The sequence below is a fragment of the Vitreoscilla stercoraria DSM 513 genome (assembly GCF_000382305.1).
Classification (GTDB): Bacteria; Pseudomonadota; Gammaproteobacteria; order Burkholderiales; family Neisseriaceae; genus Vitreoscilla; species Vitreoscilla stercoraria.
Genome location: NZ_KB908022.1, coordinates 38,745 through 53,716 on the forward strand (window position 1 = coordinate 38,745; position 14,972 = coordinate 53,716).

Genomic DNA, 14,972 nt, shown 5'->3' on the forward strand with positions numbered 1-14,972 from the left:
TACACTATCTATCAATCATTGCAATGAGACCATTGTAATGTATCTATTGAAAATTGTGTCAGTTGTGGCCATTCAAATAAAAACCCACTGCATGGCAGTGGGCTGAGTGAACATTATTCGTGTGATTTAGGCGGTACTCGCAAAGACACCAAAATCGAGGCAATGATGGCACTGAATACGATGGCCAATGACAAGGCAATTGGAATATGCACATCGAAGAACAACAACAACATTTTGATACCAATAAAGCACAACACACCTGCTAAACCATATTGCAAATAGGTAAAGCGGTCAGCCATGTCTGCTAATAAGAAATACATGGCACGCAAGCCCAAAATGGCAAAGATGTTAGATGTTAATACGATGAATGGGTCGGTAGTCACAGCAAAAATGGCTGGAATGCTGTCTACGGCAAAAATCACATCTGACAATTCAATGACAATCACAACTAATAACAAAGGTGTTGCGATGCGTTTGCCATTTTCAATGGTGAAAAATTTCTCACCATCGAAGTTTTGGCTGACTTTGATGTGTTTGGTTAGCCATTTAAACCAAGCGCTATGGGTAATGTCATCGTCTTCGCCTTCTTTTTCAGGCAGCATCATTTTGATACCTGTGAACAACAAGAATGCGCCGAACACATACAAAATCCATTCAAAGCGAGAGACCAAAGCGGCGCCAATTACAATCATGATGGTGCGCAAAATAATGGCACCAAATACACCGTATAACAGCACGCGATGTTGGTATTGTGGCTCTACTTTGAAAGCGGCAAAAATCATTAAGAAGACAAAAATATTGTCGACTGCCAATGATTTTTCCAAAATATAACCTGTGAAAAATTCCATGGTTTTTTCAACTGCAATGGCATGACCATATTCTGGATGGGTATTTAAATACCAATACAGCCATCCTGCAAAAGCACATGAAACCATCACCCAAATGATGGACCAAGTTAAGGCTTCTTTGATGCTGACTTTATGAGCACCATTTTTTTTCAATGCCAATAAGTCTATCGTAATCATGATGGCGACGACGATGGCAAACACACCGTAAAACAGTGGCGTGCCTATGGCTGGGTATTGATCAGGATTCACTGAAGTTCCTATCCGTTTAAATGTTAAAAACACAATGACCGCTGATAGACATCAAGACTCCATAGCGGTGGCTTTCAAGCTTAGCAGAAGAATATGTCAATATTATGAAGTTATGTAGTAAAAATACAAAATACAGTTGTTGTGAAAAATGTTTTGAATAAAAAAGCGTCCTGAAAGTTTCAGGACGCTTGAGGGTGTTACAGGACGCTTACAATGCCAAAGCTGCCGCTGGGTAATCCAACACACTGTCCGCACTGCGAATCACTTGTTGATGTAAGCCCAACACTTGCGGCAAGACCAAGTCAAAATAAGCACGAACCGTATGTTGTTTGTGGCGGTAGAAGTCTTCGCCTAAAACTTGTTCGCTTTCGTTTTCTAAGGCTTGGCCTGCTGCCAAATAAGCACGTGCCATTTCGATAGCGCCCAAAGTGAAGCCAAATTGCATCAAATAAGCCAAGCTGCCTGCTGCTGCATTGTTAGGTGTATTGGCTGCAAATTGTGCCAATACGTATTGCACCGATTCAGCTGCCAAATCCAAAGCTTGGTTCAATTGTGTGACCAAAGGCGAATCGCTAGGCAATTTCGCTGCCAAAGCACGACCTTCGTCTAATAAGTATTGCGCCACTGCACCGCCATTGGCTGCGGTTTTACGACCAATGAAGTCCAAAGCTTGAATGCCATTGGTGCCTTCATAAATGGCAGTAATGCGTACATCACGCACATATTGCGCTGCGCCTGTTTCTTCGATAAAGCCCATGCCACCGAATACTTGCATGCCCAAATTGGTCAAAGTGGTGCCGTTTTCAGTGCTCCAACCTTTGACAATCGGGATTAAGAAATCTAATAAGGCTTGTGCTTGTTTTTGTACATCAGGGACAGGATGACTTTCAGCCACATCCAAAGCCGCAGCGGCTTTCAAGTAAACTGCACGCTGTGCTTCTAAAGTTGCTTTTTGTTGCAACAACATGCGACACACATCAGGATGCTCGATGATGGCAACAGGTGCAATGCTGTCGCTTTGAATGGCACGGCTTTGCACGCGTTCATGTGCGTAAGCCAAAGCGTGTTGGTAAGCACGTTCTGCTACGGCATGACCTTCAATACCCACACCCAAACGTGCATGGTTCATCATTGTGAACATACAATTCAAACCGCGACCCGCTTCACCGACCAAATAGCCACGTGATTCTTCAAACGACATCACGCAAGTAGGGCTGGCGTGGATGCCCAATTTGTGTTCCAAAGACACCGCTTGTGCGTGGTTGAATGCGCCTAAGCTGCCATCTTCTTCTACCCAGTATTTTGGTACGGCAAACAACGAAATGCCTTTCACGCCCGCTGGCGCGTCTGGCAAACGTGCCAATACCAAATGCACGATGTTGTCGACCAATTCATGATCGCCCCAAGTGATGAAGATTTTCTGACCTGTGATGGCGTAAGTGTCGTCGCCCAAAGGTTTGGCTTTGGCGGCCACTTGTGCCAAATCAGAACCTGCTTGTGGCTCGGTCAAGTTCATTGTGCCTGACCATTCACCGTTGGCCATTTTAGCCATGAATTTTTGCTGTACTGCTTCGCTGGCATGGTGATGCAAAGCTTCGAATGCGCCCAAAGTCAACATCGGTAACAAAGAAAATGCTAAGTTGGCAGAACACCACATCTCTTCACACGCTGCCGCCACAGTCATTGGCAAACCTTGACCGTCAAAATCAGGCGAAGCGCGCAAGCCTACCCAGCCTGCATCACGAAATTCATTAAATGCATTGGCAATCACTGGATCACAAACGACTTTGCCATTGACCAATTTAGCGCCGTTTAAATCACCTTGGCGGTTGGTTTCAGCCAATAAGGTTTCGGCGAATTTAGCTGCCTCGTCTAAGATGGCATTGACAGTTTCATCGTCTAAGCCTGCAGATTTTGGCAAAGCCAAAATTTGTGGCAATTGCGCATGGGTGTGTAAGGCAAAACGTAAATCATTTAATGGTGCTTTGTACGTCATGGTTTCTCCTTCTTGGAATCTACTTTGTTTTTGTGAGGTATTACGGTATGTCAGTCTATCGTTTACATCGTTATAACCGAACTATATTGTCATAAAAATGGGTTATTTTGCAAGATTAAGAAGCCATACAAGAATAAAGCTCTAAACACATATTTGTCACTGAATTTGTTAGAATGAAACCTCGATTTTTATGTAGAGATAAGAAATGCTTTGGAAGCAAGGTTGGTATGAGCAAGCTGTGCCGTGTCCATCACCTAATTTTGGTGTGCGAACGCGTACACCTGATTTGATTGTCATCCACAATATTTCTTTACCGCCATTTGAATATGGTTCACACAGCGCGCAAACTTTGTTTCAAAATCAAATTGATCGCAACGCCCATCCTTTTTTCAGTGTGATTGAGCATTTGCGAGTGTCCAGCCATTTTGTGATTGAGCGCGATGGTTGTGTGTATCAATGCGTCAGTTGTGACGATGCCGCTTACCATGCGGGCGTGTCTTCTTTTCACAATGAGGCGGCCTGTAATGGTTTTTCTATTGGGATAGAACTAGAAGGTTGTGATTTTGAGCCATTTGAATGGGCGCAATACGACAGCTTGCTAAAGTTAATTGTGCAATTGCAGCAACAGTATCCTATTCGAGCGGTCACAGGGCATCAGCATATTGCACCAAGTCGGAAAACCGATCCGGGACACTTTTTTGATTGGAAGCGCTTGCAAGAGGTCGGGATTGAAGTGGATTTTAATGAAACAGTCATCATACATGGCTGAAAAATACCGCTATTTGGGCTATACTTCTGAGCGCAAAAGCCGATTCATTAGGCTGGTTTTGATTACTTAAGGATGATTCATCATTTATGAGCGACACCATTTTTTATTATATTGTTGGCGGTTTAGCAGTCATCTTGGCGGTCTTGTTGTTTAATGCTTATAAAGAAAAGCGTTATCGAGATGAAGTCAGACGTCAATTTGGCCATGCAGACCAAGACGCATTGTTGGACACGGCTCGCCATGAAGTGCGTGACGGACAAGGTGTTTTGAACTCAGGTGTGATGAATCATGCGTTGCATCCGACAGGTGCAGCCAAAGTCGCTGCCACTGATATGGCGCAAAAAGAATTATTGGCAACTGCTGATACAGGTAGCCATACCGCAGCGGCACCCATATTCCAAATTGTAGACGAGGAACCTGTGGCGACAGCCGCCCCGCGAAGCATCAAGGATTTGGACATCCCCAATGTGAAGTCGGCGTTGAATCCTGTGAAGCCTGAAGACAGTTTGTTATTGGACTTGCAAGACTTAACGCAAATGGAATTGCCTTGGTTTGACAGTCGTATTGATTACATGGCGTATGTGTCTTTGCGTGAGCCTGCTGAATTGCAAGCCATTCCGCGCCTGAGCAATCGCCATCAAGTGCGTGTAGCGGGTTGTACTTTGGATGGCTGTTTTCAGTTGGCAGAGCCGATTCCGAGTGTGTATTACCAAGGTTTTGTGATTGGTTTGCAATGTATCAGCCGCCAAGGTTTGGCACAGCGTGAAGAGTTGATACAGTTTGCTGAGCAAGTGCGTTTGTTTGCTTCGCAAATGGGTGGTGGCGTAGCGGTGGCGAATGTCGATGCGTTTATGCAAGTGGCCGAACCCATGGATGAATTGTGCATGCGTGTGGATCAAACCATTGCGATTCATTTGGTGTCGCGAGAGACCATCAGTGGGCGAGAGATTAAAGCGGCATTGGAAAGCTTGCATTTTGAGTTGGATGCGGGTGTTTTTTGGTTTAGTGATGAACATGGCAAGAACCTGTTCAATGCTGTGAATTTAGACAGCACGCCATTTATCAGCACGGCTTTAGAAAACCATGCATATCGTGGCTTTAGCATGTTGTATGATTTGACCAAAGTGCCTGTGGGTGAAAAAACATTCAATCATTTTATGGATTTGGTGGTGAAGTTGTCCAGTATGCTAGGTTTGGATTTGGTGGACGATCAGTTGAATGAATTGTCCACGCAATGGCTCAAAGACATCCGTACTTATGTGGTCAGTCGCCAAGAAGAGATGCTCAGTGTGGAAATTGAGCCGGGCAGCGAATTGGCGGAACGATTGTTTTCTTGATGTAAAGGTGTATTGATGAATCATGAATCAATTCAACAGCAGATGGATGAGTTGATTCATTTGCTAGAGCGTTACAATCGCGAGTATTACGAGCAAGACAATCCCAGTGTCAGCGATGCCGATTACGATGCGATATTTTTGCAATTACAAGCTTTAGAAGCGGCGTATCCTGAATTTATGCGTCCTGAAAGCCCCACGCAACGTGTGGGCGGTCAAGCTTTGAGTCAATTTGACAGTGTGGTGCACCAAGTGCCGATGTTGAGCTTGAACAATGCTTTTTCTCCCATAGACAGCCAAGGCGTGTATGACCACAGTCAGATGCAAGCATTTGATGAGCGGGTCAAAAGCGGCCTGAATCTGGCTGCTTCTCCTGATTATTTGATTGAGCCTAAATTCGATGGTTTGGCTTTAAGCTTGATTTACGAAAACGGTATTTTGGTACAGGCCGCCACGCGTGGCGATGGCTTGAGTGGCGAAAATGTCACGCAAAATGTCAAAACCATCCGCAGCATTCCTTTAAAACTCACGACGGATACGCCGCCTAGATTGTTGGAAGTGCGTGGCGAAGTATTGATGTTCAAAGCCGATTTCGATGCTTTGAATGAGCGTCAAGCGGCTGAAGGTGGCAAATTGTTTGCCAATCCACGCAATGCGGCTGCAGGCAGTTTGCGGCAATTGGATGCGAAAATTGCCGCACAACGACCGTTGGATTTTTTTGCTTACAGCATTGCTCAGTTAGACGAGGCAATACAGCCTTTAGGTCACCAGCAAGAATTGATGTTTTTAGAGCGTTTGGGTATTCCGACGCCACCATCAGATTGCTGTTTGCTCAGCGATAATATGGCTGATATCAATGCATTTTATGCACAAATGGCACTCAAGCGTCCTGAATTGCCTTTTGATATTGATGGCATGGTGATTAAAGTCAATAGTTTGGCTTTGCAGCAGCGTTTGGGCTTTGTGTCGCGTGCGCCACGTTTTGCCATTGCTCACAAATTTCCCGCAGAAGAAGCGCCGACTTTGGTGGAAGCCATTGATGTGCAAATTGGTCGTACCGGCGCTGTGACGCCTGTGGCACGTTTGGTGCCTGTGCGTGTCGGTGGTGTGACGGTGACCAATGCGACCTTGCACAATGAAGGTGAAGCGCAACGCAAAGACGTGCGTGTGGGCGATACAGTGATGGTGCGTCGTGCGGGTGATGTGATTCCTGAAGTGGTGCGAGTGGTGTTTGAAAAGCGTCCAATGCAAGATGCGCCTAGTCAAACAGATTTGTTTGCTACCGAATCTTTGCCACAATCGCCACGTTACCAATTACCCACGGTTTGTCCTGTGTGTGGCAGCGACATTGTCAAAGAAGGCGATGAGGCCGTAGCACGTTGTACAGGTGGGATGTTGTGCCAAGCGCAACGTGCGCAAGCGTTGATTCATTTTGCATCACGCACCGCGATGGACATTGAAGGTCTGGGCTCGCGTCAAATTGAGCAATTGGTGGAATTGGATTTGGTGCATGAATTTGCCGATTTGTACCGTTTGGACATTCCCACTTTACAGCGCTTAAAACAAATCGATGATGAAGCTGAAAACAATAAGCGTGAAACGCCGATTAAATGGGCACAGAATATTTTGCTAGGTTTAGAAGCCAGTCGACAACCTTTATTGTCACGTTTGATTTTTGCGCTAGGCATACGCCATGTAGGTGAACGAACGGCCAAGACATTAGCGCAATATTTCGGTCAGTTGGCATTGATACGTTCTATGCCTGCGCCTTTATTGGCATGTTTGCCTGATATTGGGGAAGTGGTTGCCAAGAGCATTGCGCAATACTTTGCTAATGCTAAAAATCAGCAACAGATAGATGATTTGTTAAATGTCGGTGTGTTGCCACAAGAAAATGCGCCGCATGTGCAATTGTTGCAAGTATTGAGCATGTCAGAATGGTTGATGCATTTGCCTGATTTGCGCATGAGTGCCAAAAAAGTGGCGCAATTATTGTCAGAAGCGGCGACATTTCATGCTTTGCGTGAGCAAGAGGTCAGTGATGTAGCATGGCTGACATGGCGCTCTAAAGCGGAAAATCTACAACTTCTACAAGACATTGAAAACGCATTACAAGCTTGTCAGGTGCAAACAGAGACATTGTTACAGGATGCTTCTACGGATATGGCGGCGCAGGCTGTTAATGAAGCGGTAGCGGGCAAGACTTTTGTATTGACAGGTACTTTGCAGCACAAGCGTGACGAAGTACAAGCGTGGTTAGAGGCTGCGGGTGCGAAAGTCAGTGGCAGTGTGTCTAAGAAAACCGATTTTGTTGTGGCGGGCGAAGCTGCTGGCAGTAAACTGGATAAGGCAAACGCGCTGGGCGTGGCCGTTTTAAATGAACAACAATTGTTAATTTTATTAGGTAAAAGTGATGAGAAAAATTAAAAAAGCCATCTTTCCTGTGGCTGGTATGGGTACCCGTTTTTTACCTGCAACCAAAGCAAGCCCTAAAGAGATGTTGCCGATTGTCGATAAGCCTTTGATTCAATATGCAGTCGAAGAGGCTATTGCGGCAGGTTGTACCGATATTATTTTCATTACAGGCCGCAATAAACGCAGCATTGAAGACCATTTTGATAAAGCATATGAATTAGAAGCTGAATTAGAACGCAAACAAAAAGAAGCATTGTTGAAAGTGACGCAAAATATTTTGCCTGAAGGCGTGAACTTAATGTACATCCGTCAGACCGAAGCTTTAGGTTTAGGACATGCGGTTTTGTGTGCACATCCTGCAGTGGGTGATGAGCCATTTGCGGTGATTTTGGCAGATGATTTGATTGATGCACCTAAAGGCGCTTTGGCGCAAATGCTGGATGTTTACAATGCCACAGGCAGCAGTGTCTTGGGCGTGGAGGTGGTTGATCCTAGCCAAACAGGTTCATACGGTATTGTAGAAACTGATGGCAGTGAAGCATCGCCACGAGTGACCAGCATCGTAGAAAAACCAAAACCTGAAGATGCACCATCGAACTTGGCTGTGGTGGGACGTTATATTTTGACGCCTGCTATTTTTCAATTGTTGCGTGAAACTCAAGCTGGTGCAGGTGGCGAAATTCAGTTGACCGATGCCATTGCTAAGCTATTGGATAAAGAAGTGGTTTTAGCGCATGCATTTGAAGGTCAGCGTTATGATTGCGGTAGCAAATTGGGTTATTTACAGGCCACTTTGGCTTATGGTTGTAAGCATCCTGAAGTCGGCGAGGCATTTACGGAAATGGTGGCACAATTTCAAATCAATGCAGCACAATAATCAGAAAATAGGAGCGTAATGGGACTATTAAACAAGTTATGGCAGCAATGGCATCATGCGAAAAATGATGAAGTCAATGAGCCATTGATAGTGAATGGGCAGTCATTTAATTATGCCCCTCATTTTATCAATGGTGAGCGATTGGTGATTGATGCCAAGCGTCATTTGGATGTCAAAAATCCTTGCACTGGACAGTTGGAGCGACGCATCAGCGTGGCTGAAGATACCACTGTGGCCAATGCGGTGAGGATTGCCAAAGACAGCTTGTTTTTATGGTCAGGTACGCCTTATATAGAGCGTTTGCGTGTGATTGAGCATTTTAAAAATGCGTTCGCTTTACAAAGACAGGCTTTGAGTGAGGTTTTGCAGCAAGAAAGTGGCTTGAGTGAGGCGGAAGTCAAAGTTGAAATGGAAGTGACCAATGAAGCCATCATTTATGCTCTGACTGCCTCGCAATTTAAAAGCAATGCCAATTCCAATTGGGGCGATGCCGATGCTTGGATTCAGCACTCGATAGGTCCTGTGGGCGTGGTGACGGTGGTCTGTGATGAGCGCCAAACCATGAAATCCTTGGTCAGCGAGGTGGTGGTGGCGTTGTTGTGTGGCAACACCTTATTGATTAAATCGCATCCGTGTCAGCCTTTATTGCCGGTGTTGTTGGGTGATTGGTTGGCGCAATCTGGTTTGCCTAACGGGGCTTATAATGTGCTGCAAGGTGATGACGCAGTCACGCATATTTTGCACCATCATCCCGATGTGGATGCCATCAGTTATGTCTTTATTGAGCCTGTGACCAAACAAGCACATTTGCGTCAGCGTCAAACAGTATTGGCGCAAAACTTCATTGTATTAGACAACAATGTCGATATGGACAAAGTTTGGAGCCAATTTGTGGCAGGTCCTAGTGTGCGTTTGAACATGCCTATTTGGATGGTGGTCGGTGATGAGGCAGATGTATTGCTTGAAAAATGGCAACATTATTTGCAACATCAAAAAGCGGTGGTTTTGTCTGGTGAAGATGGCTTGAAATGTTGTAGCAGCTTGTTACAGCAAGCTGCCGAAGTTGGTGCGGATATTGTGATTGATGGCAGCCAAATGCCTTTGCCTGAACAAGGTTGGTATATGGGCAAAAGCTTGATTGGCAACATTACGCCTGAGGTGGGTTTGCATCAAGTGGCATCCAATCGTTTGGCGGTGATGGTGATGCGTGTACCGGATTTGAATGCGGCGATAGATGTCATCAACCAAACCCATAATGTGGGTGGTGTGAGTTTGTTTTCGAGCAATATCACATCTATGTGGCATTTCAAGCAAAGTCTGCGCCAAGCAGAAGTGATTAGTTTTAATCGGATGGAATTGGTGCCGAGTTTGAATTTACCACGGGGCGACATTACCCATGTTTTGGCGGTCGGTGGGCAACATGCAGCCAGATGGCAGTTTTATGCACGCCATCAATTGATTGTGGGCAGCATACATTAAATGACATCATCCAAATAAAAGCGTCCTGTAAATTTTACAGGACGCTTTTTAATACAGCATTCATATACTTAATAACGCGGTACGCTGGCATCAATTTGGGTAGACCAAGCTTCGATGCCGCCATTTAAATTGTACAAGTCTTCAAATCCCGCATGCTCTAAGAACATGGCCACTTGCATGCTGCGCATACCGTGATGGCAATACACTACAATGGGCAAATCATCAGGCAATTCATTGTGGCGCAAAGTGACCAAATTCATTGGAATGTGTGTATGACCTTGAATATGGGCATAAGCCACTTCATTGTCTTCACGCACATCCAATAATACCAATGCTTTACCAGACTCTCGCCAAGCTTGTAAGTCTTGTACAGATAAGCTTTTAACGCCCATGATTAAAATTCAAACACAGGTTTAGCAGCTTGCGCCACGGTTAATGCAGGCGTTGCTGTTTCAAACAAAGCCACTTGTTGGAATGAATTGCCTTGGCGTGTGACTAAAGTGGCAAACATCAAAGAACCAGTGCCCACTACGGCAACCAAGCGACCTTTGTCATTCAATGCATTGAACAATTCAGCAGGAATGCTTTCGATAGAACCGCCCACATAAATGATGTCAAACTGACCCAAATTGCTGATGTCGGTCAAACCATCACGCATGTCCAATTGTACATTTTGTACTTGGGCTTTTAACAAAGCATCACGAGCAAATTCCAATTGTTTGATATCGGTATCCAAGCTTAAAACCGAATCTGCCAAGCCTGCCAAGATTGCAGCGGCGTAACCTGAACCAGTGCCAATGTCCAATACGCGTTCGGTTTTTTGGATGTCCAAAGCTTGTACCATTTTGGCAATGATGCGTGGCTCGGGCATGAATTGACCGTTGATTAATGGCAAAGATTCGTCAACATACGCCAATGCTTGGTGTTCAGGCAGCACAAAATATTCACGTGGAATTTCAGACAAAACATCCAATAATTCAAAATTCAAGATGTCCCAAGGACGAATTTGTTGTTCCACCATATTGTATCTGGCGTGCGCGAAATCCATAGCTACTCCGTAAAATAAGCCGTCATTGCGGCAAGTTTAAACAATGCTTGCGATTATCCCATAAAAGGCAAGTACTTGCATAAATGGATAACAATAAAAAAGCGTCCTGTAAGTTACAGGACGCTTTTGAAGTATCAAATTGGCTTAACCCCAACGATAACCAATACCAGCACCCACACCAAACTTCTCTTGTGAGTTGGCAGTACCTGCGGCACGTACCACCCATTTGCCACCCTCAGAGACGCTTGAGTAGCCAATGGCATAGCCTTGTTCACCGTCAAAATCAGCTGCTGCAACGCCTAACATGCTTGAACCTGAGTCGAAAGCTTGTGGCAACATGGCTGTAGCCATGGCAGAAGCTGCACCTGCATTGGCTCGATCACCGACTTCACCAATTTTGCCTTCTACTTCTTTCAATTGTGAAACGTTGACCGCATCCGTGCCGTTTTTACCTGCTGCGACATTGGTCAAAGTCACAGGTTTGTCTGCATCCTTACCCACAAGCGTTGCTGTATTGGTTGGTGTGCCGCCATTCGGTGTGGTTGGTTTGCTAGGATCTGCGTATTGCACCACGCCTGCACCACCATTAGAAATTTTCTCGAGGGCTTGGTTGGTGGCATACAATTGACTACCATTGACCGCATCGGTACTGCTAGCATTTAACTGACCTGCGGCGACATTGGTAATCGTACGTTCATTGTCTTTAGAACCTACGCTGACAGTGCCGACAGGCTTCGCACCCGCAAAATTATATGTGTCACCGCGAATGGTTGTGCTGGCTGTACCAATTGGCGTATCTGCTACTGAACCATTGCCCAAAGCCAAAGAGTTTTTCGCATTGATGGCATAATCTTTACCCAAACCAATACCATCGGTCACACCTGCAGCAATCGTGCCTTGACCGACTTGCAAATTACCACCTGCGCTGGTGATTTTGGTCTCTCCAACAGTAATGGAATCTACGCCAATATCTTTAGCCAAACCAACTTTAATACCATTGCCTGAGTCAGCTTTGCTGATGGTGATATTGTCGTAATCTTGACCATTGATGCTTGACTTATCAGAGGCAAAGTCAAAATTTGAGTCTGCTTTAACTTGACCACCACTGTTCGCTTTGCCATCAACCGTATACATCCAACCTGCAGAAGCTGATGTTGTCTTATTATTTAGGGATTGAATAGCATCGTGAATGGTTGTTTCACCAGTGCCACCAATACCACCATAAGTATCGCCATCTGACTTAATATCATTCCATGCAATATCACCGTCTTTGGTGATATAAGTACCACCACCAATGATGTCACCAATAGATGAACCAACAGAATACAATTGGCTACCATTAATAGCATCTTTGCTGGTTGGGTTAACTTGACCCTTGTCAACATTGGTTAATTTGACCGCAGCATCTGTTTTGCCATCTTTGTCCATTAAAGACACAATATTGTCTGTTGGTGCAAATTGGTCAGCTGCCACTGCGCCTTTGCTATCCACATATTGCAATGGTGAAGATGTGGAAATATTCAAGGTATCGGTACCGCTTGCATCTTTGCTAATTTCAACTTTGGTTGATGCATTGCCACCCTTGATGGCCAATGGAGTGTCTTTGTTAATTGTGGTAGTGGTAGATGCGCCAGCTGTATTGTTAGCAATCAAGTCCCAAGAGCCGCCACCTGTGCCAATTAGGTCATATATTTGGCCACCATTCACAGCATCTTTGCTATCTTTAGCGATTGTACCATTTGCTACATTGGTGATTTTTTTACCACCACTGTTAAGACCATTTTCACTGATAATAATAGGACCATTGCCATTAATAGCAATAGGGCCATTGCCGATTTGTACTGATTTAAATGTTACATTATCAGCAGTTGCAATCGTTAATGCGTTGGCATTTGCTGGGTCTTGAGTGACTTTGATATTTTGTCCCTCTCTGAAGTTGACTGTGTTATCAGCCGCCACAGAGGTTGCGTTGCCATCATTGACTTGGATTTTCCAAGTTTGGCTTTCCAAATTGGTCACTCTGTTTTTGGTTGTGTTGACAATTGTATTGGTAGCATACAATTGAGAGCCATTCACCGCATCTTTGCTGATATCGCTCAACGTAGCTTCTGCAACATTGGTTAATTTCACCGCAGCATCTGTTTTACCACCTTTGTCCATTAAAGACACAATATTGTCAGTTGGCGCAAATTGGTCAGCTGCTGCTGCACCTTTGCTATCCACATATTGTAATGGTGAAGATGTTGAAATGTTCAAAGTATTGTTACCGTCTGTATCTTGGCTGATTTCAACTTTGGTTGATGCATTGCCAGCTTTGATAGCCAGTGGTGTATCTTTGTCAATTGTGGTGGTAGTGGATGTGCCAGTGGTATTGTTAGCAATCAAGTCCCAAGAAGAGTCCCCTGTACCAATCAAATCATATATTTGACTACCATTCACAGCATCTTGGCTATCTTTGGTAATTGCACCATTTGCTACATTGGTAATTTTTTGGTTACCAGCATTGATGCCTTTAGAGTTAATGACAACAGAACCTACGCCAACGCTATTAAACAAAACATCGGCAGCAGTAGCAATGGTTAAAGTATTTGGGTTATTTGAATCTTGAGTGACTTTGATGTTTTGTCCCTCTCTGAAGTTGACTGTATTATCAGCCGCGACAGAGGTTGCTTTACCATCGTTGACTTGGATTTTCCAAGTTTGGCTTTCCAAATTAGTCACTCTGTTTTTGGTTGTGTTGACAATTGTATTGGTAGCATACAATTGAGAGCCATTCACCGCATCTTTGCTGATATCGCTCAATGTAGCTTCCGTTACATTGGTAATTTTTTTGTTACCAGCATTGATACCTTTAGAGTCAATGACAACAGAACCTACACCAACGCTGTTAAAGACAACATCGTCAGCAGTGGCAATGGTTAAAGCATTTGGGTTATTTGGGTCTTGAGTGACTTTGATATTTTGTCCCTCTCTGAAGTTGACTGTGTTATCAGCCGCGACAGGAGTTGCTTTACCATCATTGACTTGAATGTTCCAAGTTTGCTCAGATAAACCACCGATAGCTTCATACGCAGCATACAATTGAGAGCCATTGATGGCTTGCGTGCTAGAAGAGGTGACTTGACCTGCGCCCACATGCGTAATTACGCGCTCATTTTTTTCGCTACCAATGCTTAATGTATTGTGAATATTGGCAGCAGCAAAATCGTAATTTTTATCGTTTAAAGTAACACCAACACCTGATAGTTGATTGTTATTTAAATCGATAGCATTGCTATTGTTGCCAAGAGCAATATTGTTGGCTGTGGCAGAAGTGTTGTGACCTAATGCAAAAGCATTATCACCGATAGCTCTTGCAGAGTTGCCTAGAGAAATGGCATTGGCGCTAGCCATGCTAGAGTGACCGATGGCAAAAGCATTACCGCTATCTGGATTAGAGGCATTAAATCCAGCGCTAGCGTTTTTGCCGATAGCAATCGACTCTTTACCTGCTGATGCCATATTCGCGCCAGTACCAGTACCCATTGCAATACCATCATTGCCGCTGGTTTGTCCTGTTTGTAGTGCAGAGCCCGCACCACCAGTAGCAAGCAATGCACCTGGTGCAGAAGCACCACCATTGGTGGCACTTACCCAAGAGGCGTAAGTAATGGTAGTTGCCCCCAAGCCAATAGCTGATGCTACTAGAACTTTTGTGGCTTTAGATGCTTTTTTCCCTTTGGCAGGTGTGTCTTCTGCTACAGCGGTATAAGTTTGTGTCGTTTCATTGAAGATAACGCGGTAACGCTTATTCATGATAAATCCCCTCACCAGATTGTGATGTCTGTATGCGTGCTGAGATGTTGGTTTGAAAGGGAATTTTAGCCAAATGTAAAGTAATGCGAAGGCCGAAATTCTATGAATCTCAAAACAGAACATACTTCAGCAAGCAAATATTTTTCTAACTCGTTAGTTCAG

Annotated in this window: 10 protein-coding genes; 5 read left to right on the plus strand and 5 right to left on the minus strand. The window is 44.6% G+C overall.

Annotation, left to right across the window (positions count from 1 at the left end; all coding sequences use genetic code 11):
* Nucleotides 1–113: 113 nt before the first annotated feature.
* A complete protein-coding gene (locus H150_RS0104695) occupies nt 114–1,097 on the minus strand; it encodes a TerC family protein (RefSeq protein WP_019957898.1) in 984 nt (327 codons plus the stop codon).
* Nucleotides 1,098–1,305: 208 nt separating this feature from the next.
* A complete protein-coding gene (locus H150_RS0104700; protein ID WP_019957899.1) occupies nt 1,306–3,093 on the minus strand; it encodes an acyl-CoA dehydrogenase family protein in 1,788 nt (595 codons plus the stop codon).
* Between the two features lie 205 nt (nt 3,094–3,298).
* Here H150_RS0104700 and ampD point away from each other — a divergent pair, with 205 nt between their 5' ends.
* From ampD to H150_RS13755, 5 genes are all read left to right on the plus strand, one after another.
* A complete protein-coding gene (ampD, locus tag H150_RS0104705; protein ID WP_019957900.1) occupies nt 3,299–3,862 on the plus strand; it encodes a 1,6-anhydro-N-acetylmuramyl-L-alanine amidase AmpD in 564 nt (187 codons plus the stop codon).
* A gap of 86 nt (nt 3,863–3,948) precedes the next feature.
* A complete protein-coding gene (locus tag H150_RS0104710) occupies nt 3,949–5,199 on the plus strand; it encodes a cell division protein ZipA C-terminal FtsZ-binding domain-containing protein (protein ID WP_019957901.1) in 1,251 nt (416 codons plus the stop codon).
* A 15-nt stretch (nt 5,200–5,214) separates the two neighbouring features.
* Nucleotides 5,215–7,623, plus strand: coding sequence for an NAD-dependent DNA ligase LigA (gene ligA, locus H150_RS0104715; RefSeq protein WP_026353479.1), 2,409 nt, complete (start codon nt 5,215–5,217; stop codon nt 7,621–7,623).
* Nucleotides 7,610–8,488: a UTP--glucose-1-phosphate uridylyltransferase GalU gene (gene galU, locus H150_RS0104720; RefSeq protein WP_019957903.1), complete on the plus strand. Its 879-nt coding sequence runs from the start codon at nt 7,610–7,612 to the stop codon at nt 8,486–8,488. Before ligA ends, galU begins: the two co-directional genes overlap by 14 nt.
* An 18-nt stretch (nt 8,489–8,506) precedes the next feature.
* Nucleotides 8,507–9,967 (plus strand): aldehyde dehydrogenase family protein, encoded by a 1,461-nt coding sequence (locus H150_RS13755; RefSeq protein ID WP_019957904.1) that lies wholly within the window; start codon nt 8,507–8,509, stop codon nt 9,965–9,967.
* A 68-nt stretch (nt 9,968–10,035) separates the two neighbouring features.
* Here H150_RS13755 and H150_RS0104730 read toward each other — a convergent pair whose 3' ends face one another.
* The 3 genes from H150_RS0104730 to H150_RS0104740 all read right to left on the minus strand — a co-directional run bounded on the left by H150_RS0104730 (nt 10,036) and on the right by H150_RS0104740 (nt 14,810).
* On the minus strand, nt 10,036–10,359 hold the full coding sequence (locus H150_RS0104730) for a rhodanese-like domain-containing protein (RefSeq protein WP_019957905.1): 324 nt from the start codon (nt 10,357–10,359) through the stop codon (nt 10,036–10,038).
* Between the two features lie 2 nt (nt 10,360–10,361).
* The gene (locus H150_RS0104735; RefSeq protein WP_019957906.1) at nt 10,362–11,015 is read right to left on the minus strand and encodes a protein-L-isoaspartate O-methyltransferase family protein; all 654 of its coding nucleotides are present in this window, start codon (nt 11,013–11,015) and stop codon (nt 10,362–10,364) included.
* 144 nt (nt 11,016–11,159) lie between these two features.
* Nucleotides 11,160–14,810 carry an ESPR-type extended signal peptide-containing protein gene (locus H150_RS0104740; protein ID WP_019957907.1) on the minus strand — a complete coding sequence of 1,217 codons (3,651 nt, stop codon included), beginning with the start codon at nt 14,808–14,810 and terminating at the stop codon, nt 11,160–11,162.
* Nucleotides 14,811–14,972: the final 162 nt, after the last annotated feature.